At 65.3% G+C, this 20425-nt stretch carries 17 protein-coding genes; 10 read left to right on the plus strand and 7 right to left on the minus strand.

Annotation, left to right across the window (positions count from 1 at the left end; all coding sequences use genetic code 11):
- Positions 1 to 23 precede the first annotated feature (23 nt).
- Both betB and betI read right to left on the minus strand, forming a co-directional pair.
- Positions 24 to 1490: a betaine-aldehyde dehydrogenase gene (betB, locus tag YH64_RS15095; RefSeq protein WP_046805053.1), complete on the minus strand. Its 1467-nt coding sequence runs from the start codon at positions 1488 to 1490 to the stop codon at positions 24 to 26.
- A gap of 17 nt (positions 1491 to 1507) precedes the next feature.
- Complete coding sequence (betI, locus tag YH64_RS15100; RefSeq protein ID WP_046805054.1) at positions 1508 to 2131, minus strand: transcriptional regulator BetI; 624 nt, start codon at positions 2129 to 2131, stop codon at positions 1508 to 1510.
- A gap of 286 nt (positions 2132 to 2417) precedes the next feature.
- On the opposite strand from betI, the gene YH64_RS15105 reads away from it, so the two are divergent.
- On the plus strand, positions 2418 to 4004 hold the full coding sequence (locus YH64_RS15105; RefSeq protein WP_221935905.1) for a BCCT family transporter: 1587 nt from the start codon (positions 2418 to 2420) through the stop codon (positions 4002 to 4004).
- Between the two features lie 90 nt (positions 4005 to 4094).
- On the opposite strand, the gene lolB is transcribed toward YH64_RS15105, so the two are convergent.
- Positions 4095 to 4697 (minus strand): lipoprotein insertase outer membrane protein LolB, encoded by a 603-nt coding sequence (lolB, locus tag YH64_RS15110; protein WP_046805055.1) that lies wholly within the window; start codon positions 4695 to 4697, stop codon positions 4095 to 4097.
- Positions 4697 to 6583: a tetratricopeptide repeat protein gene (locus YH64_RS15115; RefSeq protein WP_104141967.1), complete on the minus strand. Its 1887-nt coding sequence runs from the start codon at positions 6581 to 6583 to the stop codon at positions 4697 to 4699. The genes lolB and YH64_RS15115 overlap by 1 nt, the downstream gene beginning before the upstream one ends.
- Here YH64_RS15115 and mutM point away from each other — a divergent pair.
- The 4 genes from mutM to YH64_RS15135 all read left to right on the plus strand — a co-directional run bounded on the left by mutM (position 6582) and on the right by YH64_RS15135 (position 10515).
- Positions 6582 to 7409, plus strand: coding sequence for a bifunctional DNA-formamidopyrimidine glycosylase/DNA-(apurinic or apyrimidinic site) lyase (gene mutM, locus YH64_RS15120; protein WP_046805057.1), 828 nt, complete (start codon positions 6582 to 6584; stop codon positions 7407 to 7409). The two genes, YH64_RS15115 and mutM, sit on opposite strands and share 2 nt — an antisense overlap.
- 136 nt (positions 7410 to 7545) lie before the next feature.
- Positions 7546 to 8499: an MBL fold metallo-hydrolase gene (locus tag YH64_RS15125; RefSeq protein WP_046805058.1), complete on the plus strand. Its 954-nt coding sequence runs from the start codon at positions 7546 to 7548 to the stop codon at positions 8497 to 8499.
- Positions 8500 to 8615: 116 nt separating this feature from the next.
- On the plus strand, positions 8616 to 10295 hold the full coding sequence (locus tag YH64_RS15130; protein ID WP_046805059.1) for an FAD-dependent oxidoreductase: 1680 nt from the start codon (positions 8616 to 8618) through the stop codon (positions 10293 to 10295).
- A gap of 19 nt (positions 10296 to 10314) precedes the next feature.
- Complete coding sequence (locus YH64_RS15135; RefSeq protein ID WP_046805060.1) at positions 10315 to 10515, plus strand: DUF2783 domain-containing protein; 201 nt, start codon at positions 10315 to 10317, stop codon at positions 10513 to 10515.
- A gap of 38 nt (positions 10516 to 10553) precedes the next feature.
- On the opposite strand, the gene YH64_RS15140 is transcribed toward YH64_RS15135, so the two are convergent.
- Entirely contained in the window at positions 10554 to 11468 is a 915-nt protein-coding gene (locus YH64_RS15140) for a LysR family transcriptional regulator (RefSeq protein ID WP_046805061.1), read from the minus strand.
- 163 nt (positions 11469 to 11631) lie between these two features.
- Between YH64_RS15140 and hmgA the strand changes: the two genes are divergently transcribed.
- The gene (gene hmgA, locus YH64_RS15145) at positions 11632 to 12930 is read left to right on the plus strand and encodes a homogentisate 1,2-dioxygenase (RefSeq protein ID WP_046805062.1); all 1299 of its coding nucleotides are present in this window, start codon (positions 11632 to 11634) and stop codon (positions 12928 to 12930) included.
- 162 nt (positions 12931 to 13092) lie between these two features.
- Positions 13093 to 14412: a fumarylacetoacetase gene (gene fahA, locus YH64_RS15150; protein WP_046805063.1), complete on the plus strand. Its 1320-nt coding sequence runs from the start codon at positions 13093 to 13095 to the stop codon at positions 14410 to 14412.
- 158 nt (positions 14413 to 14570) lie between these two features.
- On the opposite strand, the gene YH64_RS15155 is transcribed toward fahA, so the two are convergent.
- A complete protein-coding gene (locus YH64_RS15155) occupies positions 14571 to 16466 on the minus strand; it encodes an LTA synthase family protein (RefSeq protein WP_046805064.1) in 1896 nt (631 codons plus the stop codon).
- Between the two features lie 266 nt (positions 16467 to 16732).
- The gene (locus tag YH64_RS15160) at positions 16733 to 17461 is read right to left on the minus strand and encodes a FadR/GntR family transcriptional regulator (RefSeq protein ID WP_046805065.1); all 729 of its coding nucleotides are present in this window, start codon (positions 17459 to 17461) and stop codon (positions 16733 to 16735) included.
- 127 nt (positions 17462 to 17588) lie between these two features.
- On the opposite strand from YH64_RS15160, the gene YH64_RS15165 reads away from it, so the two are divergent.
- The 3 genes from YH64_RS15165 to YH64_RS15175 all read left to right on the plus strand — a co-directional run bounded on the left by YH64_RS15165 (position 17589) and on the right by YH64_RS15175 (position 20419).
- Positions 17589 to 18437, plus strand: a complete 849-nt coding sequence (locus tag YH64_RS15165; RefSeq protein WP_046805066.1) for an NAD(P)-dependent oxidoreductase — start codon at positions 17589 to 17591, stop codon at positions 18435 to 18437.
- A gap of 8 nt (positions 18438 to 18445) precedes the next feature.
- Positions 18446 to 19330 carry an SMP-30/gluconolactonase/LRE family protein gene (locus YH64_RS15170; RefSeq protein WP_046805067.1) on the plus strand — a complete coding sequence of 295 codons (885 nt, stop codon included), beginning with the start codon at positions 18446 to 18448 and terminating at the stop codon, positions 19328 to 19330.
- 111 nt (positions 19331 to 19441) lie between these two features.
- Complete coding sequence (locus YH64_RS15175; protein WP_046805068.1) at positions 19442 to 20419, plus strand: TRAP transporter substrate-binding protein; 978 nt, start codon at positions 19442 to 19444, stop codon at positions 20417 to 20419.
- The last annotated feature ends 6 nt before the right edge of the window (positions 20420 to 20425 follow it).

Here is a 20425-nt window from a genome sequence, read left to right on the forward strand (position 1 = left end):
CGGTGCGATGTGCGACGGCGCCGTCAGAACACCGAGGCGAACTCGCCAAGTTCGACCTGGACCGACTTCGTTTGCGTGTATTGGGCCAGCGCCTCCAGGCCGTTTTCGCGGCCCAGGCCCGACTGCTTGTATCCGCCCACCGGCATTTGCGCGGGGGATTCGCCCCACGTGTTGATCCAGCAAATGCCCGCCTGCAAGCGATGCGCGATGCGGTGGGCGGCAGCAAGGTCGCTGCTGACCACGCCCGCCGCCAAGCCGTAGCGGCTGTCGTTGGCGCGCTGCACGACTTCGTCCTGGCTATCGAAAGACAGGATGGTCATGACGGGACCGAAAATTTCTTCCTGCACGATTTCCATGCTGTCGTCGCAGTCGGTGAACACGGTGGGGGCCACGTACGCGCCCTTGGCCAACACGCCGTCCGTCAAGCGCACGCCGCCGGCCAGCAAGGTGGCGCCTTCGCGCTTGCCGATTTCAATCCAGCTCAGCACGCCGTCCATGTGCGCGGCGCTGACCAGCGGACCGAAGTTGGTGCGGGGGTCGAAGGGGTCGCCAACGCGAATGCGCGCCACGCGCTCCAGCACGGCGGCTTCGAATGCCGCCTTTTGCGATCGGTGCACGAAGACGCGCGTGCCGTTCGTGCACACCTGCCCCGAGCTGAAGAAATTGGCCATCATGGCGATGTCAGCGGCGCGTTCAACCGAGGCATCGGGCAACACGATCAGGGCGGACTTGCCGCCCAGTTCCAGTGTCACGCTCTTGAGCGATGCCGCCGCCACGCCCATGACCTGCTTGCCCGTATCCACGCCGCCCGTGAAGGACACTTTTGCGACGCCCGGGTGGCCGGTCAGCCAGTCGCCGATGTCACGACCACTACCCAGCACCACGTTGAAGACGCCATTGGGCACGCCGGCTTCGGTATAGATTTCGGCCAGCCGCAGCGCCGTCAGGGGCGTGATCTCGGCGGGTTTGAACACCATTGCGTTGCCCGTGGCCAGCGCGGCGGCCGACTTCCACATGGCGATCTGAACCGGATAATTCCACGCGCCGATTCCCGCGATCACGCCCAGCGGTTCACGCCGCGTGTAAAAGAAGCTGGACTCGCGCAGCGGCACCTGGATGCCTTGCACGGCAGCCGCCAACCCCGCGTAGTACTCGATGACGTCCACCCCCGTGGCGATATCCACGGTGCGCGTTTCGGACAGCGGCTTGCCGGTATCCAGCGTTTCCAGTTCGGCGAGCTCGTCATTGCGTTCGCGCAGCAACTGCGCAGCCCGCAGCAGTACCTGGCCGCGTTGGGCGGGGGACCGCGCCGCCCATGCCTTCTGCCCTTCTTGCGCGCTGGCCACCGCGCGGTCGATATCCTGGCGGGCGGCCACCTGCACTTCCGCCAACACCGCGCCGTTGGCGGGGTTCACCGTGGTGATGGTCTTGCTGCTGATGGCGTTGGTGCGCCGACCGTGGATGTAGAGTTGCTGGATGGGCAAAGGCATGGAAGTCCGTCCTATTGTCAAAGTGAGGGCGGGCCCAGGGCCGGCTCCCCCACCAATTGGCTGCGAGCTAGCAGCAGGTCTACATAGTCGTAAGCGACGGCGCGCGCTTGTTCGCCCGCGAAATCCGCGCCCATCAGACCACCGCGCAACCACAGCCCGTCGATCATGGCGGCCAGGCCGCGCGCGGCTTCTCGCGCCTGGGCAAGCGGCAGCACGCGCTGGAATTGGCAGCACAGGTTGGAATGCAGACGGCGGTCATTGGCGCGTTGCAGGCGGCCCAGGCGCGGCTGGTGCATGCTGGCTGCCCAGAACGTCAGCCACGCGCGCATCGCGCTGCGCGAGACCTGCGTGGGCACGAAGTTGCCGTCGATGATGGCGTGCAGTTGCGCACGGGCGTCTGACGCGGCGGCGACGCGCGCGCGCGATACGGAATCGCGCAGGTTGCGCAGCAATTCCCGCATGGACGCTTCCAGCAAACCGTCCTTGTCGCCGAAGTAGTGGCTGATGATGCCGGTGGACAGTTTGGCCGCGCGGGCGATGTGCGCGATGGAGCTTTCCGCCAGGCCGACCTGGTCGATGGATTCAAGCGTGGCCTGAATAAGTTGATTGCAACGGATGGGCTGCATTCCGACTTTTGGCATGTTGCGCGGAGTTCCTGGGTGACATAAAGAAAGCGACGAGAAAGCGCCGAGAAAGCGACGAGAACGGCCGACGGCAATGACGGTAACGAGCTGTCGGCCGGGTGCGGTCGAGTCTAATTTATATTGATTGATCGTTCAATATAAAAACGGTAAGGTGCCGCAGACACATCGCCGACGGCCACATCGCTGGCAACACACATCGACGGCAAGTACGCGCACAGCACGAACAGCGCGAACAACGACACATCGGTAGCACCAGGCAGCATCACCACACGGGGAGACAGCGGTGCGGCATGAACGGATCACTTCGACGCGGTCATCGGCAAGCGCACCGGCCCGGCGCAGCTGGCTGGCGCATACCAATCCCATCGTTTTCCTCAGCGCGGCCGTCTCGGTGCTGGGGTTCGGCGCCCTGCTCATCTGGCAGCCCGATGCCGCGCAGGCATGGCTGCAAGCCGCGCAGTTGCTGGTGGCATCGCACTTTGGCTGGTACTACATGCTGGCCATGACCGTCAGTGTCGGCTTTGCCCTGTGGCTGGCCCTGTCGCGCCACGGCGCGCTGCGCCTGGGCGATGACGACGAGTCCCCGGAATTCAGTTATCTGTCTTGGGTGTCGATGCTGTTTTCATCCGGCATCGGTATCGCGCTGGTCTATTACGGCGTCTACGAGCCCCTGGACCATTTCCTGTTGCCGCCCACCGGCGCGGGTGGCACGCAGGACGCGGCGCGCAACGCGTTGACGCTGACCTTTCTGCACTGGGGCATCCACGGCTGGACGCTTTATGCCCTGACCGCCACCGCGCTTGCCTATTTTGCGTATCGCCACAAGCAGCCGCTGGCGCTGCGTTCGCCCTTGCAGGGGCTGTCGGACAAACCGCTGCCCAAAGCGGTCGGCCATGCGGTGGATGGGTTCGGCGTGCTGGCCACGATCGTCTCCATGGTCACCAATCTGGGCCTGGGCGCCTTGCTGCTGCACGCCGGGCTGACCTACCTGCTGAACGTTCCGAACACCGCTGCCGCCCAGGTGCCCATCGTCATCATCATGATGGTGGTGGCCACCGGCGCGGCCGCGCTGGGCATCAAGCGCGGCATCGCCGTGCTGTCCAACGTCAACACCGCACTGATGTGCCTGCTATTGCTGTTCGTGTTCCTGGCCGGACCCACCCGCTTGCTGCTGGACGGCATGGTGCAGAACCTGGGCGACTACCTCAACGCGTTCCTGGGCAAGAGCTTCGACCTGTACCTGTACGACATGAAAGCCGTGCGCTGGACCAGTTCCTGGACCATCTTCTATTGGGCCTGGTGGATAGGCTGGGCGCCCTTTGTCGGCATGTTCATCGCGCGTATTTCACGTGGTCGGCGGATACGGGAATTGATCTTCGGGGTGATGCTGGTGCCGCTGGGCTTCACGCTGGCGTGGCTGTCAATCTTCGGCAACACCGCCATCAACCTCGTGATGAACGAGGGCGCGGCGGGGCTGGGCGACATGGCCTTGGCCAACCCGCCCATGGCGTTCTACACGCTGATGGAATACCTGCCGCTGACGCAGTGGGTGGCCGGCGTGGGCGTGGTGATGTCATTCATGCTGTTCTTGACGCCGGTCGATTCCGGCACGCTGATGATCGCCAACCTGTCCGCGCGCAACGCGGACGCCGGGCACGATGCGCCCATCTGGCTGCGGGTATTTTGGGCGTCGCTGACCACGATGCTGGGCGTGGGGCTGCTGCTGGCCGGCAACTTCAACGCAATGCAAACCGCGGTCGTGCTGTGCGGCCTGCCCTTTTCGGTGATCTTGCTGTGCTACATGGCCAGCCTGTACCGGGCACTGGTCCGAGACAACCCCGAGCCCAGCTCCCAGGCCGTCGCGCGCTGAGTGGCAAGCGCACAGGCCTGCCGCGCTTCCGGCGTGCCGACTGGCCGACTGGCCGACTGGCCGACCCGCCTCGTGCAAACAGACCCGGACTCAGGGCTGGTTGACCACCAGCCGAACCATGATGCGGCGACCCGGTTCCTGGCGTTGCAACACCAGCATCTGCGGGCCCAGGTTGTCGTAGCGCGACAGGTTGGCGCGCCAGCCGCCTTGCTCGAAGGCGGTAGGCCGGCCCCGGTCGTCGCGGGTGATGTCCGATGCTTCCGGGTCGGCGGGCAACTTGCCGCGCAGCCAGTCACGCAAGCCCGACACGGGCATGCTGCTGCCCAGGGCTTCTTCGGCCAGGGCATCGGGGTTATCGGCTTCCAGGCGGGTGCCGTCGGCCTTGGTCAGGGTGGCCGCGCCGGGCCGCCCTTGCACGCGCGCTTCGGTTGAACCCAGCGGGTTGGTCAGGTCCAGCACATAGCGCTGGCCGTCATCCGACCACGAAAACCCGCCCTGCACGGCGTTTTGCTTGCCGCCTTCTTCGTTGACGGTGATCGCAAAGCGGCCGATGCGCGAGAACGCGTCGGCGCTGGCGCCTTCAATGGGTTTAGGCGTGGTGGTGCAGGCGGCAAGCGCCGTCGCCAGCAACGCCAAGAACGCCAGGCGCAGCCAGGCAGCCATGCCAGGCAGGCGTCGCAATGCCAAAGCCATCACAGATTGACTCCCAGCCGCCGGACGACGTCCTGGACGGTCTTGTTCTTGGGGTCTTTCATCAGCGCCACGCGCAGCAGTTCAATAGCCTGATCGCGCTTGCCTTGGCTCCAGAGCACTTCGGCCAAGTGGGCGGCGATGTCGGCCTCGGGGCGCACGCTGTAAGCCCGGCGCAGATACTGCGCGGCGGATTCGGATTCGCCCATGCGGTACTTGACCCAGCCCATGCTGTCCAGAATGAACGGGTCGTTGGGCGACAGTTCAAGCGCCTGGGTGATCAGGTCCAGCGCTTCGGGCAGGCGCTGGTTGTGGTCGGCCAGCGTGTAGCCCAATGCGTTGTAGGCGTGGGCGTGGTCCGGGTCCAGCGCGATGACCTGGCGCAGCATGCGCTCAAGATCGGCCAGGCGGTTCTGGCGTTCGTACAGCATCGCCAGTTCGTATTTGATTTCGACCGTGTCCGGCAGCGCCTGATCGGCGGCTTCCAGGGTGCTGACCGCTTGCGGCACGCGGTCCGCGTCGCGCAGGATCTGCGCCTTGGTCAAGACGCCCAGCGTGCGCTCTTCTTCGTCTTGCGGGCCGGCGGCGTCGATCATGGCCAGCGCATCGTCCACGCGGCCGCTCTTGGCGCGCAACGCGGCTTGACGCATCTGCACGGAATAACGCAGCGTCGGGTCGTCGATGCGGCCCAGTTCGCGGATGGCTTCGTCGTAGTTGCCCTGGTCTTCGGCAATGCGCGACAGCAGCACGTGCGCGTCGGCCGCGGCGGCGCCGGCATCGGTTGCGCCCGGCACCGTGGCGCGCTGGCGCTGCTGCTGCACGTCCAGATACTGTTGCAGCAAGGTCTTGGCTTGCGGCAGTTGGCCCGCCTTGTAAGCCAGTTGCGCCTGCATGAAGAGCAGGTCGAAGTCTTCCGGCGACCGGCGCGACATGGCTTGCAGTTCGGACAGCGCGCCGTTGTAGTCACCGCTGTCGGCCAACTGGCCCGCCAGCATCAAGCGCACCTTGCGGGCGTTGGGATTGCGGTTGATATAGGCGCGGGCCTCGGCCTGGGCGCGCTGCGGGTCCACCTTGGAACCGTATTCCAGCAGGCGCTGGGCGGCGGGCTCGGATTTCGGGTCGCCGGCCAGGGCCGCGCGGGATTCCTGCGTGGCGCGTTCGTAGTCGCCAGCGGCCGAGGCCACGTCGGCCAGGGCCAGGTGGGCGGCAGGCAGCTTGCGTACGCTGTCGCTCAGGGATTCGTCAAGGATGCGCAGCGCCAGACGGCGGTCGTTCAGGCGGCTGAGCACGGCCAGCGCCTGGCCGATGGCGGCCGGCTTGTCGCGCGAGGCGTCGATGCGGTTGCGCAGCGCCTGGGCCAGGCCCTTGGTCTGGCCGTTGGCGGCCGCCAGAGCAAGCTCGGTGGAGCTGGCTTCGACGTCGTTGGGAGACAGGCGCGCCCACACGCGGGCGGCGTCCAGCGCACCGGCAAGATTGCCGCCGGCCAACTGGAATTCCAGGCCGCGTCGCGCCAGGCGAGGGTCGCCCGTGTCGCGGGCGAGGCCGACCATGGTGGTGGCCGCCGTGCCGTACATGCCGCGCTGGGCGGCGATTTCTGACGCGAGGACGCGGTAGAAGATGTCGGCGGTCAGCGAGACATAGGGCAACTGACCCGGCCGCAGGCGGATCACCTCGGTTTCCGGCTGGCGGTTCTGCGGGGCCATGCGAGGCCCGGTCGCATCACGCGTCCGGCTGTCGGCCGCCTGGGCCGGCAGCGAAAAACCTGTTGCCAGCGCAAGCGCCAACACGGCGATCCCGATATTCATTTGTTTGAAAGACGACTTCACGCGGCCCGTCCGGTTGATGGCACAATCTTCGTACACGCAATTGATGATCTTACACTGGCTCATGCCGGAACTGCCTGAAGTCGAAACCACGCGTCGAGGAATCGACGCCGTCATCACCGGCCGGACGCTCTTGCGACTGGTCATCCACGAAGCCCGCATGCGCTGGCCCATCTCCGCCGACCTGCCGACGCTGATCGGCGGGCGCGACGTGCTGGAATGCGCCCGCCGGGGCAAGTACCTGCTGCTGCGGTTCGAGCACGGCACCCAGATCGTGCATCTGGGCATGTCCGGATCGCTGCGCAGCGTGGCCCCTGGTGAATTTCTGCGCAAGCACGACCATGTCGAATGGATCTTCCAGGACGCGGTGCTGCGCCTGCACGACCCCCGCCGGTTTGGCGCGGTGTTGTGGCACGACCATGCCGACGGCCCCATCGACGCGCATCCGCTGCTGGCCAAGCTGGGCATCGAACCCTTCGACCCGCGCTTTGACGGCGCCTGGCTGCACCGGCATTTCAAGAACCATGGCGCCGCCGTCAAGCAGGTGCTGCTGGCGGGCATGGCGGTGGTGGGCGTGGGCAATATCTACGCATCAGAAAGCCTGTTCCGCGCGCGCATCAACCCCAAGACCCCTGCCAACAAACTGTCATTGGCCCGCTGCGAACGGCTGGCCGACATGGTGCGCGCCACGCTGGCCGACGCCCTGACCTCTGGCGGCAGCACGCTGCGCGACTACGTGGGCGCCACCGGCGAACCCGGTGCGTACTTCGAGATACACGCCGCCGTCTATGAACGCGAAGGCCGCCCCTGCCGCGTGTGCGAAACCCCGATACGGCGGTTCGTCCAAGGCCAACGAGCCACGTACTACTGCCCGAAATGCCAAAGGAATTAGCTCTAAGGCCCTGAAATCCCTGGGGAAATCCCTGCATGCCCTCGGCCATTTGTTTATAGCAAACGTATTGCACAAACACTAACGCCACGCTATATTCCTTCCACACACTATTCCTATAACAGTGGAAGGAGCCTCCATGAGCAAGCAATTCGCCTCGCACGCCGACATGGACGACAAGGTCGTCTCGTTCGAAAAACTGTCTGACAACGCCTATGCCTACACGGCCGAAGGCGACCCCAACACGGGCGTGATCATCGGCGACGAGGCCGTCATGGTGATCGACACCCAGGCCACCCCGGTCATGGCGCAAGACGTCATCCGCCGCATTCGCGAAGTCACCGATAAGCCGATCAAATACATCCTGCTGTCGCACTATCACGCCGTGCGCGTGTTCGGCGCGTCCGCCTACAACGCCCAGGAAATCCTGGCCAGCCGCGACACCTATGACCTGATCGTCGAACGCGGCGAACAGGACAAGGCCAGCGAAATCGGCCGCTTCCCCCGCCTGTTCCGCAACGCCGAATCGATTCCGCCGGGCCTGGTCTGGCCGACGATGACGTTCAAGGGCGAAATGACCGTCAACCTGGGCAACCTGGAAGTCAAGCTGCTGCAAGTGGGCCGTGGCCACACCAAGGGCGACACCATCGCCTGGCTGCCCGAGCAGAAGATCCTGTTCGCCGGTGACCTGGTCGAATACCAATCCACCCCGTATTGCGGCGACGCCTACTTCCGCGACTGGCCCACCACGCTGGACGCGCTGTCAGGCTTTGAAGCCGAAAAGATGGTGCCCGGCCGCGGCCCCGCGCTTAAGAACGCCACCGAAGTGCGCCAGGGCCTGGCCGGCACCCGCGCGTTCCTGACCGACCTGTACGGCGCCGTGAACCGCGGCGTGGCCGAAGGCAAGGACCTGAAGACGATCTACCGCGAGGTCTACGACTTCATGAAGCCGCGCTACAGCGACTGGGTCATCTTTGACCACTGCATGCCGTTCGACGTGTCGCGCGCCTATGACGAAGCCTCGGGTCACACGCACCCGCGCATCTGGACCGACAAGCGCGACCTGGAAATGTGGGCGCAGCTGGAAGGCTGACCCCGGCGGGCCGGCAGCCCCGGCCCGATTGATTGCAGCAAGAACCGAAGGCGCGCGTCGCAAGGCGGCGCGTGGCTACGCGCATAAAAACAAAATGACCCACACAGGAGACAACCGTGGGAGACATCGACTTTCAGGCGATGGAGTTCGCCTATGAAAAGCACGCCGACCAAAGCGCCGGCACGCCCCCCCGCCATCAGGTAGTGGTGGTGGGAGCCGGCCCGGTCGGCCTGACCACCGCGCTGGACCTGGCGCGCCAGGGCGTGCGCGTGGTGGTGCTGGACGACGATTACCGATTGTCCACCGGGTCGCGCGCGATCTGCTTTTCCAAGCGCACGCTGGAAATCTGGGACCGTCTGGGCGTTGGCCAGCGCATGATCGACAAGGGCGTGTCGTGGAACGTGGGCAAGGTGTTCTTCCGTGAACAGGAAGTGTGGCGCTTTGACCTCTTGCCCGAACCCGGCCATCGCCGCCCCGCTTTCATCAACCTTCAGCAGTACTACGCCGAAGGTTATCTGTACGAACAAGCCCGCCAGGAACCGAACATCGACCTGCGCTGGAAAAACAAAGTCGCCGGCGTCACGCAGACGGACGACGGCGTCACCCTGACCATCGACACGCCCGAAGGCGCCTACACGCTGCACGCCGACTGGCTGGTCGCCTGCGACGGCGCGCGTTCGCCCGTGCGCAAACTGATCGGCCAGGAAAGCCATGGCCGCATCTTCCGCGACCGCTTCCTGATCGCCGACGTGAAGATGAAAGCCGACTTCCCGACCGAGCGCTGGTTCTGGTTCGATCCGCCCTTTCATCCGAACCAGTCCGTACTGCTGCACCGCCAGCCGGACAACGTCTGGCGCATCGATTTCCAGCTGGGCTGGAATGCCGACCCCGTCGAAGCCGTCAAGCCGGAAAACGTGCTGCCGCGCATCCGCGCGCTGCTCGGGCCCGATGCGCAATTCGATCTGGAATGGGTCAGCGTCTACACCTTTGCGTGTGAACGCATGGACAAGTTCCGCCACGGGCGCGTGGTGTTTGCGGGCGACTCCGCGCACCGTGTCTCGCCCTTTGGCGCGCGCGGCGCCAACAGCGGCGTGCAGGATGCCGAAAACCTGGCCTGGAAACTGAAGCTGGTGCTGGCGGGCCTGGCCCCCGACACACTGGTCGACAGCTACAGCGTTGAACGCGAATACGCGGCCGACGAGAACATCCTGAATTCGTCGCGCGCCACGGATTTCATCACCCCCAAGAGCGACATCAGCCGCAGCTTCCGCAATGCCGTGTTGAACCTGGCCAAGACGCATCCGTTCGCCCGTTCCCTGGTCAATAGCGGCCGCCTGTCCCTACCCGCAACGTATGCCGCGTCGCCGCTGAATACGCCCGATACGGACGCGTTCGCGGGCCGCATGGTGCCCGGCGCCGTCGCGCTGGATGCGCCGGTCACGCAGCACGGCGACAAGGACTGGTGGTTGGCGCAGCTGGATGGCGGCTTCGTGCTGGCCGTGTTCTGCGGCAACGCGCTGCCGGACGGCGACACGCAGCGCGCGTTGCTGGCGATGCGCATGGGCCCCGTGCCCGTCAAGGCGGTGCTGGTGCTTGATGCGCAATGCGATGGCTCGGGCCTGGCTGCCGACCTGCCCGTGGTGACGGACGTGGAAGGTTGCCTGGCCAAGCGTTACGACGCGCAAGCGGGCACGGCTTACCTGATCCGCCCCGATCAGCACATCGCCGCGCGCTGGCGCGCCTTCAACGCCGACGCGGTCGCCGCCGCCGTCAAGCGGGCCACGGGCCACGCGTGAAACAAGAGGTCATCCCATCATGCTGATTACCGAAACCAATCTGAGCTCGCCCGACGACTTCTACGAAGCGCTGATCGAAACGCACCGCGACCTGAGCAACGAGCAAAGCCAGGAGCTGAACGCGGCGCTGATCCTGCTGTTGGCCAACCACCTGGGCGACGTGGCGCTGCTGCGCGAGGCCTTGCAGCAGGCCCGCGCGTCGGTAGTGGAACGCGCGTAACGGCGCGCCGCCTGCGCGGCGGCGCCCGCCACTTCCCCCTACCGCCCGCCGCCCACGCCGAACGTATCCACGATCAGCGCACGCAGCCACTGATTGCCGCTGTCGCGGTCAACGCGGCGTTGCCAATAGAGATTCGTCTGTAGCGCGGGCACCTTCACCGGCGGCGTCATGAAGCGCAGCCCGAAAGGCGGCGCGGCGCTGGCGGCCAGTTTTTCGGGCACGGTAGCCAGCAGATCCGTTGCGCTGACGATGTACGGCACCGCCGAAAAATGCGGCACGCTGAAGTGCTCGGCCAGCACGATGCCCGCGCGCTCCATCGACTGGTTCACCTGCCCGTAAGGCGCGGCGCGCGACACGATCAAGTGGCGCTCGGCGCGAAATGCCTTGATGCCCATGCCCGCGTGCGCCGTCGGGTGCGCTTGCCGGAACAAGGTGGCGTAGCCCTGGCGAAACAGCATGCGCTGCAATGTGCCCGCGCCCATTTCATCGAACGCGCCAATCGCCAGATCGACACGGCCGGACTCCATCTCGCGCGGCAGGTCCGGCCCCTGGACCCGCACGGAATCGATGCGCACCTGCGGCGCCACCTGCACGCAGACCTCCATCAGGCGCGGCATGAAGTGGATTTCGCCCACGTCCGTCATCGCCACGCGAAAGCGACGGCTGCTGGTGGCGGCATCGAACACGTCCTGGTCTTGCAACGCCTGCGTCAGCATGGTCAGCGCCTCGCTGACCGGGCCGGCCAGCCGCTGCGCGCGCGGCGTGGGCAGCATGCCCTGGCCGGTACGCACGAACAACTCATCGCCAAAGGCGTCGCGCAAGCGGCGCAGGGCGTTGCTGACGGCAGGCTGCGTCAGGTCCATGCGGCGCGCCACGGCCGACAGGCTGCGGTCTTCCAGCAAGTGCTGAAACAAGATCAGCAGATTCAAATCGACGTTGCGCAGTTCGGCCATGCCGCCCCCCTTTCTACTATTCACAAAATTTATAGTCTGTATTTTTGCATTCCCGTAGCCGTATCGGGGGTTTTTTCCGACAATGACGAATCGCCGCCGGTTTGCACGGCGGCACCCCATACCGAACGCGCGGCCATGCACCGCGCCACCACAGGAGGATTCCATGGAACTGCAATACCTGACCGGGTTCGGCAACGATTGCGCCACCGAGGCTTTGCCCGGCGCGCTGCCCGTGGGCCGCAATTCGCCCCAGCAATGCCCGTATGGCCTGTATGCCGAACAACTGTCCGGCACCGCCTTCACCGCCCCGCGCAATGAAAATCGCCGTTCGTGGCTGTACCGCATTCGCCCGGGCGCGCAGCACAAACCGTTTGAACCGTTTGCTGGCGCCGCCGGCTGGGAAAGCACGTTCGGCCACGGCCCGGTCACGCCCAACCAGCTGCGCTGGAGCCCGCTGCCGATTCCCGATGCACCCACCGACTTCCTGGAAGGGGTGCAAACCTGGGGCGGCAACGGCGGCCCCGACGAGCAGGGCGGCGTCGCCATCCACCTGTACGCGGCCAACAAGTCCATGCAAGGCCGCTACTTCTACAACGCCGATGGCGAACTGCTGCTGGTGCCGCAACAAGGCCGCCTGCGCCTGGCCACCGAGTTGGGCCTGATCGACCTGGAACCACTGGAAATTGCCGTCATCCCGCGCGGCGTGCGCTTTCGCGTCGAGCTGCTGGACGCCGAGGCGCGCGGCTACATGCTCGAGAACTTCGGCGCGGCGCTGCGCCTGCCCGAGCTTGGCCCGATTGGCTCGAACTGCCTGGCCAACGCCCGAGACTTCAAGACGCCGGTGGCCTGGTACGAAGACATCGAAGGCGACTTCGAACTGATCGCCAAATTCACCGGCGGTTTCTGGCGCGCCCCGATCGACCATTCGCCGCTGGACGTAGTGGCCTGGCACGGCACGCACGCCCCGTACAAGTACGACCTGCGCCACTTCAACGCGATCGGATCGATCAGCTTCGACCATCCGGACCCGTCTATCTTCACGGTGCTGACCGCGCCGTCGGACACCCCGGGCACGGCCAACATGGACTTCGCGATTTTCCCGCCGCGCATCCTGGCCATGGAAGACACCTTCCGCCCGCCCTGGTTCCACCGCAACGTCGCCAGCGAATTCATGGGCTTGATCCAGGGCGTGTACGACGCCAAGGCCGAAGGCTTTGCACCCGGCGGCGCCAGCCTGCACAACTGCATGAGCGGTCACGGCCCCGACGCCGAAACGTTTGAAAAAGCCTCGCACGCCGATACGCACAGCGCGCACTACATCCGCGATACGATGGCGTTCATGTTTGAAACGCGCCGGGTGATCCGTCCGACCGCGCAGGCGCTGGCCTCAGGGCAATTGCAGAACGACTACTACCGCTGCTGGCAGGGCATCGTGAAGCACTTCAACCCGAACCAGGCGTGACGGCGAACCCCCGCTGATCCACGCTCACGGCGATGCGCGCAAGCGCATCGCCGTTTGGTATTTGATTTTGGTATTTGATTTTGGCATTTGCTTTTGGCGCACACCCGCCGGCGTTCATCCGGTTTACGGCCATCCACACACACATCAACGAGACACGCAGCCATGACCACCACCATCAACGAAACCCACGACCCGTCCTTGAAAAGCTGGGTTGCCAGCGCCAACACCGGCACGTCCGATTTTCCCGTGCAGAACCTGCCCTATGGCACCTTCCGCCGCAAGGGCACGAACGAATCGTTCCGCCCCGGCGTGGCCATTGGCGACCAAATCCTGGACCTGGCCGCGCTGGCCGCACAGAAGCCATTTGAAGGCCTGGCCGCCGACGCCCTGGCCGCCTGCAACAGCGACAGCCTGAATGCGTTGATGGCGTTGGGCCACGCCCACTGGAGCGCCCTGCGCCTGGCGCTGTCGCGTGCCTTGCGCGAAGGCGCCGCGCTGCGCGCCACCGTCGAACCGCTGCTGGTGCCGCAAGCCGACGCCGAGCACACCACCCCCGCGCGCATCGGCGACTACACCGACTTCTACATCTCGGTGCACCACGCCACCGCCATCGGCAAGCAATTCCGCCCTGACAACCCGCTGCTGCCCAACTACAAGTGGGTGCCCATCGGCTACCACGGCCGCGCATCCAGCATCGGCGTCGACCAGAAGTTTCCGCGCCCCGTGGGCCAGACCCGCCCGGCCAACGAAGGCGACACGCCGCAGTTCGGCCCGTGCGCCCGCCTGGACTACGAGCTTGAGCTGGGCATCTTCGTGGGCACCGGCAACACCCAGGGCGACCGCATCGACCTGGCCGACGCCGACCAGCACGTCTTCGGCCTGTGCATCCTGAACGACTGGTCCGCGCGCGACATCCAGGCTTGGGAATACCAGCCGCTGGGCCCCTTCCTGTCAAAGAACTTCGCCTCAACGATTTCGCCGTGGATCGTCACGATGGAAGCGCTGGAGCCCTTCCGCACGCAATACAACCGTGGCCCGGCTGAACCGCAGCCGATGCCGTATCTGGCCTCGGACGCGAACCGCGCCAAGGGCGCCTACGACGTGCAGCTGGAAGTGCTGATGACCACCGCGCAGTCGCGCGAGGCCAAGGCGCCGCCGGTCACGCTGTCGCGCAGCAACTTCCGCGACGCCTACTGGAACGTGGCGCAGCTGATCACGCACCACACGGTGAACGGCTGCAACCTGCAACCGGGCGACATGCTGGGCACGGGCACGCTGTCCGGGCCGCAGCCGTCGGAAGCCGGTTCGCTGTTGGAATTGAGCCAAGGCGGCAAGACGCCGATCGACCTGCCCTGGGGCGAAAAGCGCACGTTCCTGCAAGACGGCGACCAGATCATCATGCGCGCCGCATGCCAGAAGGCGGGCTATCCGAAGATCGGTTTCGGCGAAGCCTCCGGCGTGGTGTTGCCGGCCAAGCTGTAAAGCAAACTCCGACGCAAACCCAGCGCGGCGCAAGCGATCACGCACCCACTGCGCCGCGCGGGGCACATCGTCAAAACAAGAAAGGCCGCTCCGTTTACCGGGCGGCCTTTCGTTATTTCATGCCATCGTTGCCCAGGCATCAGGGCTTCAACGCGCCATCAAGGCAGCCGGTATTTTTCTTCGCGGTAAACCCAGCTTGCCCACAACGCATGCGCCAGCGCTTCTTCAGTCAAGGCCGGGTCTGCGGGCTCGACGGGCGCATAGACTTCGTCCTTGCCCACCGGCGCGGCTTCGTATCGGAATTCGCGCGGCGCTTTCTGTGGCTCCAGCACCAGCAGCTTGTCACCTTGCAAATAGCCGAAGTTGTCGGCGTACTGCATCATTGCGCGGTTCGGATCGCGCTGCGTCAGGTCGGCGCCCAGCATCGGGTTGATGTTGTCCAGCCCGATCAATGACAGCAGCGTGGGCGCCATGTCGATCTGGCTGACCAGGCGCTCGTCCTGGCGCGGCGCAATGCCGGCGCCCAGGAACAGCGCGGGAATCTGGAAGTGGCGTACCGGCACCGGTATCGACCCATACACGCGCGAATCGTGATCGGCAATCACCAGGAACACGGTGTTGTCCCAGTACGGCGCCTGCTTTGCCTTTTCAAAGAACTGCCCCAACGCCCAGTCGGCGTATCGCACCGTGTTATCCACCGTGGCCGGGTCGCCCACCGGCTTGATGCGACCTTCGGGGTATTCCCACGGCGAATGGTTCGACACCGAAAACGCCAGCGTGAAGACCGGCTTGTCGCCATCCGCGCGCAGCAGGCGGTCGACCTGATTGAACATGTCTTCGTCGGACGCGCCCCATGACCCTTCGAACACCGGGTTCACGAACTTGGGCCGGTCCACCACTTCATCAAAGCCGTTGCCCAGGAAGAACGCGCGCATATTGTCAAAGTGCGACTCGCCGCCATACACGAAGCGCGAGTGGTAGCCGTGCTTGCCCAGCACCTGCGCCAGCGTGAAGAAGCCGGTTTGCGAACGTGGCAGCTTGACCACCGCGTCAGCCACGCTGGGCAGGAAGCCCGCCGTTACCGCTTCGATGCCGCGCACCGAGCGCGTGCCGGTGGCGTAGGCGCGATGGAACATCCAGCCTTCCTTGGACAGGCGGTCGATATTGGGTGTCAGGTCGCGCCCGCCCAGGCTGCCCACGTACTGCGCGCCCAGGCTTTCCTGCAAGATGATCACCACGTTCAGCGGCTTGTCGCGCCGCACCGTGGCTTTTTGTTCGTGCAGGCTGGGATAGCGCGCATCCAGCGGCGCCCCGGTCAGGCCGGCTTTCTCGCGCACGATGGCGTTCATCTGGTCCACCGGCATCCGTGGATACATCGCGGCCGACGAGCGTTCGTCGCGCATGCGATAGGCCGCGTCGAACACGCTGTACAGCGAATTCAGCGCCAGGGCATTGACCATGGAATCTGAACTGAACGCCACCTTGGCCGGGTTGATGGGCCGGTGTTCCAGCGTGCCGCGCGCGCCCAGCACCACCAGCGCCAGGATCACGAAGGACGCAATCGGCCGCTTCCACCACGCCATGAATCCATCGCGCGAACGCGTCGGAAACAGCTTGAACGCCAGCCATGCCGCCACCACCAGCACCACAAATGCCGCCAGCAGCACGCCCTTGTAGCCCTGCCACAGCATCGACCCCACTTCCTTGGGATTGAGCAGGTAAATGAAGTAAAGCCGGTTCGGCCGCGTGTCGTATTCCGCGATGAACTGCGGCGTGGACACTTCCAGCAGCACATACAGCATCCACCAGACGCGGAACCACCACGCGGTAATCGTTGCGGCCAGCGGGCGATGCCCAAACCACGGCGACAGCACCGCGGGCAACGCAATCACCATGGACAACAGGCAGACGTCGATGCGCAGCCCGCCCAGCAGCACCGGCCCCAAGCCGCCGGCCGCTTGCACGCGGTCCCACATCCAGAATGACAGCCCCAGCCGCGACAAAGTCAGCAGCACCAGGACGGCCAGGATGAATCGAAGTGTCAGGCGACGCATGCGGCGGCCCTCCGCAAGAGGCGAAGCGCGTTCGCCACCGGTGATGAAAGAATGCCGCTGTTGATGCCGAGCAAAGCCATGCCGTCTCGTAGTCCGAAATGAAAACGGGCAAAGATTAACGCGGTTTTGGGTACACGGCCGGTAGATTCGCAACGGTTCGCGACGGCTGGCAATGGCCGGCAATCGCTTAAACGTTGTACGACATCGTATTTCGCGCTACGTCGCGCGGTCGGCTTCCCGTACGGGCTGGTCGGGTACGTATCTCTCTACTGGGCGCGGCGCAGGCGTTCGCGGCTGTTGCTCAGGTGCGTGCGCATCGCCGCGCGCGCGGCTTCGGCATCCTGGCGCATGATCGCGCTGTAGATGTCTTCATGTTCCAGGTTCACGCGGGCCAGATAGGCCGCGCGGTCTTCGTGCGCGAACTTGGCGGAATTGATGCGGGTGCGTGGAATGATCGCCGAGCCCAGGTGCGACATCAGGTCGGCGAAATAACGGTTGTCGGTGGACTGCGCCACCAGCAGATGAAACTGGAAGTCGGGCGTGATCGTGTCGCCGCCGACGTCCAGCGCGGCTTTGAACAGGTCAAGCGCGCGCCGCATTTCCTGCAACTGCACGTCGCTGCGCCGAATGGCGGCAAGGCCCGCGGCCTCGCTTTCCAGGCAAATACGCAGCTCTAGCAGCACCAGCACATCGCGCACCGTGGCGATGTCGGCCGGGTCCACCCGAAAGTCGACGCTGCCGCTGGGCTCCAGCGCATACGTGCCCACGCCGTGATGCGTTTCGACCAGGCCCGAGGCCTGCAAGCGCGACAGCGCTTCGCGCACAACGGTTCGGCTGACGCCAAACTGACGCATGATCTCGGATTCGGTGGGCAGCTTGTCGCCAGGGCGGATTTCGCCACTGCGTATGCGTTCGGAGATGCTCTCGACCAAGCCTTGAGCCAGATTCCGGGGACGACGCTGCGGCAAGACAGGAGTATCGACAGGAGCGTTCATCAGGGTTAATCCGAAAATGAGTACAAAGGCTTGACGCTGAAATTTGCGGCTAATTATACTTTGCGCAAGTTGTACGACAACGTACCAGATACGTTCCCACTCCGCACCTTCTACCGAGCGTTGCGACATGAGCAGAACCGTCAACCCGCCGCCAGCGACCACCCGCTGCCAGCGTCTATTACTCACCGGCGCCGCCGGGGGCCTGGGACAAGTGCTCCGTCCCCGACTCAAAGCATTCACCGACCTGCTGCGCATATCCGACGTGGCACCCATGGCCGCCGCGGGCGATGGCGAAGAAGCCGTCCCGTGCGATCTGGCCGATGCCGCCGCCGTGTCGTCGCTGGTGCAGGGCGTGGATGCCATCTTGCACCTGGGCGGTGTATCGGTTGAACGCCCGTTCGAACAGATTCTTCCGGCCAACATCCAGGGCGTCTACAACCTGTACGAGGCCGCCCGCGTGCACGGCGTGCGGCGCGTGGTGTTCGCCAGCTCGAACCATGTCATCGGCTTTTACGAACAGGGCCAACAACTGGACGCCAACGTGCCGTTGCGGCCCGACGGCTATTACGGCCTGTCCAAAGCCTATGGCGAACATCTGTCGCGCTTTTACTTCGACCGCTACGGCATCGAAACCGTGTGCCTGCGCATCGGTTCGTCGTTCCCCGAACCCAAAGACCGCCGCATGCTGGTTACCTGGCTCAGCTACGACGACCTGACCAACCTGGTCACGCGCGCGCTGTTCACGCCCGACGTCGGGCACTTGATCGTCTATGGCGCGTCCGCCAACCGAGACAGCTGGTGGCGCGACGACGCCGCAAAGGTGCTGGGCTTTGTGCCCAAGGATTCCTCCGAGGTCTTCCGTGCGCAGGTCGAAGCGCAGCCGCCGCTGGCCGCCGACGATCCGGTTGCGCGCTACCAGGGCGGCGCGTTCGTCAAGGCCGGCCCGTTCCCCTTCCCCCCGGTTTCCACCAAGTAGGCGTCCCCATGCCCGCAATCGCCGAACGCGTTGGAGACATGCTGTGCGGCGTCGGAGAAAGCCCGGTCTGGCGCGCCAGCGACCAGACCTACACCTGGACCGACATTCCCAACAAAACGCTGTGGCGCTGGTCGCCCGCCAGCGGCGAATTCGCGCAATGGGCGCTGCCGCGGATGGCGGGCTGCATCGCCATGCGCGGCGCGGGCTGGCTATTGGGGATGGAAGACGGCGTGTACGAATGCGACGCGCTGCTGCCCGACGCACCTTGCCACCCGCGCCTGCTCGCGCCGGTGGCACACGCCGCGCCCGGCATGCGCTTTAACGATGGCCGCAACGATCGGCAAGGCCGCTTCGTGGCGGGCACGATGGTGATGGACATGGGCCGCGCGCTAGCGGCCGGCCGCCTGTATCGCTATAGCGCCAGCGCGCGCGACCTGACCGTGCTGGTGGATGACCTGATCGTGCCCAACGGCCTGGCATTCAGCCCGGACGGCAAGACGATGTACCTGTCCGATTCGCACCCGTCGCGCGCCATGGTGTGGGCGTTTGATTACGACGTGGACAGCGGCACGCCCCACAATCGCCGCCCGTTCATCGCCGCCTTGCCCGCCGGCCGCCCCGACGGCGCCGCGGTCGACGCCGACGGCTGCTACTGGATTTGCGGCAACGACGCCGGCCGCGTCTACCGCTACACGCCCGACGGCCGGCTGGACCAGACCTACACCGTTCCCGCTCGCAAGGTCGCCATGTGCGCCTTTGGCGGCGCGGGCATGGACACCCTTTTCATCACGTCGATACGCCCTGCCGACGCCGCCCCCGGCGCGCTGGACGGCGCCGTGTTTGCCCTGCGCCCCGGCGCGCGGGGCCTGGAGGAAACCGCAAGCGCCGGCTAGCACCCGACCGGGGCGGCATTAACGCGCCCCACGCAACGTAGGTCTGTACACGAAGAGCTTCGAGGCCGTCCTGGCCCATAACGAAACGCCGTACTCCAACCGGAGGTAGACATGCTGCGCCCCACCCTGACCCGCGCCATCCTGGCGGCGGCTGCCTTGCTGACCCTTGTTCCCCTGGCCAACGCGGCCGAGCTGCGATCCGCCGACATCCATCCCGACGACTATCCCACCGTGCAAGCCGTGCGCCAGTTCGGCGAACTGGTCAAGCAACGCACCAACGGCCGCATCACCGTCAAGGTCTATGCGGGTGGCGCGCTGGGCAACGAAGACGATTCGATCGAACAGGTCAAGCTGGGCGCGCTGGCCATGGCGCGCGTGTCCAGCGCCGCCATGCACAACATCTGCCAGACCACGCGCGTGCCGTCGCTGCCGTTCCTGTTCCGTTCAAAAGAACATCTGCACAAGGTGCTGGACAGCGAGATCGGCGATCAGATCCTGCGGTCTTGCGAGGCGGCCGGCTTTGTCGGGCTGGCCTGGTACGACAGCGGCTCGCGTTCGATGTACACGCGCAACAAGCCCGTCAAGACGCTGGCCGACGCCAAGGGCATGAAGATCCGCGTGCAGCAGTCGGACCTGTCCGTCGCCATGGTCGAGGCCATGGGCGCCAACGCCACGCCCATGCCGATGGGCGAGGTCTATACGTCGTTGAAGACGGGTCTGGTGGACGCCGCCGAAAACAACTTCCCCAGCTACGAAAGCGCGCATCACTACGAAGTGGCGAAGTACTACGCGCTGACCGAGCACACCATGACGCCGGAGATCCTGATCTTCTCCAAGCGCCAGTGGGACAAGCTGGCGCCCGAAGACCAGAAGATCCTGCGCGAGGCCGCGCGCGAATCGGTGCCCTTCATGCGCAAGCTGTGGGACGAACGCGAACAAAAGTCGCGCGCCATCGTCGAGAAGGCGGGTTCGCAGATCGTGGACGTGGACAAGGCGTCTTTCCAGGGCGCGATGAAGCCGGTGTACGACCGCTTTGTCACCACGCCAGAAATGAAAGACCTGGTCGCGAAGATCCAGGCTGTCCAGTGAGGGCGA

This window comes from Achromobacter sp. LC458, assembly GCF_001005835.2.
GTDB lineage: Bacteria > Pseudomonadota > Gammaproteobacteria > Burkholderiales > Burkholderiaceae_B > Achromobacter > Achromobacter spanius_B.

What these genes read in the sequence shown, in the direction of transcription:
- betB (WP_046805053.1), bottom strand. Translation starts at nt 1,490, where the DNA reads ATGCCTTTGCCCATCCAGCAACTCTACATCCACGGTCGGCGCACCAAC.
- betI (WP_046805054.1), bottom strand. Translation starts at nt 2,131, where the DNA reads ATGCCAAAAGTCGGAATGCAGCCCATCCGTTGCAATCAACTTATTCAG.
- lolB (WP_046805055.1), bottom strand. Translation starts at nt 4,697, where the DNA reads ATGGCTTTGGCATTGCGACGCCTGCCTGGCATGGCTGCCTGGCTGCGC.
- mutM (WP_046805057.1), top strand. Translation starts at nt 6,582, where the DNA reads ATGCCGGAACTGCCTGAAGTCGAAACCACGCGTCGAGGAATCGACGCC.
- YH64_RS15115 (WP_104141967.1), bottom strand. Translation starts at nt 6,583, where the DNA reads ATGAGCCAGTGTAAGATCATCAATTGCGTGTACGAAGATTGTGCCATC.
- YH64_RS15125 (WP_046805058.1), top strand. Translation starts at nt 7,546, where the DNA reads ATGAGCAAGCAATTCGCCTCGCACGCCGACATGGACGACAAGGTCGTC.
- YH64_RS15135 (WP_046805060.1), top strand. Translation starts at nt 10,315, where the DNA reads ATGCTGATTACCGAAACCAATCTGAGCTCGCCCGACGACTTCTACGAA.
- YH64_RS15140 (WP_046805061.1), bottom strand. Translation starts at nt 11,468, where the DNA reads ATGGCCGAACTGCGCAACGTCGATTTGAATCTGCTGATCTTGTTTCAG.
- hmgA (WP_046805062.1), top strand. Translation starts at nt 11,632, where the DNA reads ATGGAACTGCAATACCTGACCGGGTTCGGCAACGATTGCGCCACCGAG.
- fahA (WP_046805063.1), top strand. Translation starts at nt 13,093, where the DNA reads ATGACCACCACCATCAACGAAACCCACGACCCGTCCTTGAAAAGCTGG.
- YH64_RS15155 (WP_046805064.1), bottom strand. Translation starts at nt 16,466, where the DNA reads ATGCGTCGCCTGACACTTCGATTCATCCTGGCCGTCCTGGTGCTGCTG.
- YH64_RS15160 (WP_046805065.1), bottom strand. Translation starts at nt 17,461, where the DNA reads ATGAACGCTCCTGTCGATACTCCTGTCTTGCCGCAGCGTCGTCCCCGG.
- YH64_RS15165 (WP_046805066.1), top strand. Translation starts at nt 17,589, where the DNA reads ATGAGCAGAACCGTCAACCCGCCGCCAGCGACCACCCGCTGCCAGCGT.
- YH64_RS15170 (WP_046805067.1), top strand. Translation starts at nt 18,446, where the DNA reads ATGCCCGCAATCGCCGAACGCGTTGGAGACATGCTGTGCGGCGTCGGA.
- YH64_RS15175 (WP_046805068.1), top strand. Translation starts at nt 19,442, where the DNA reads ATGCTGCGCCCCACCCTGACCCGCGCCATCCTGGCGGCGGCTGCCTTG.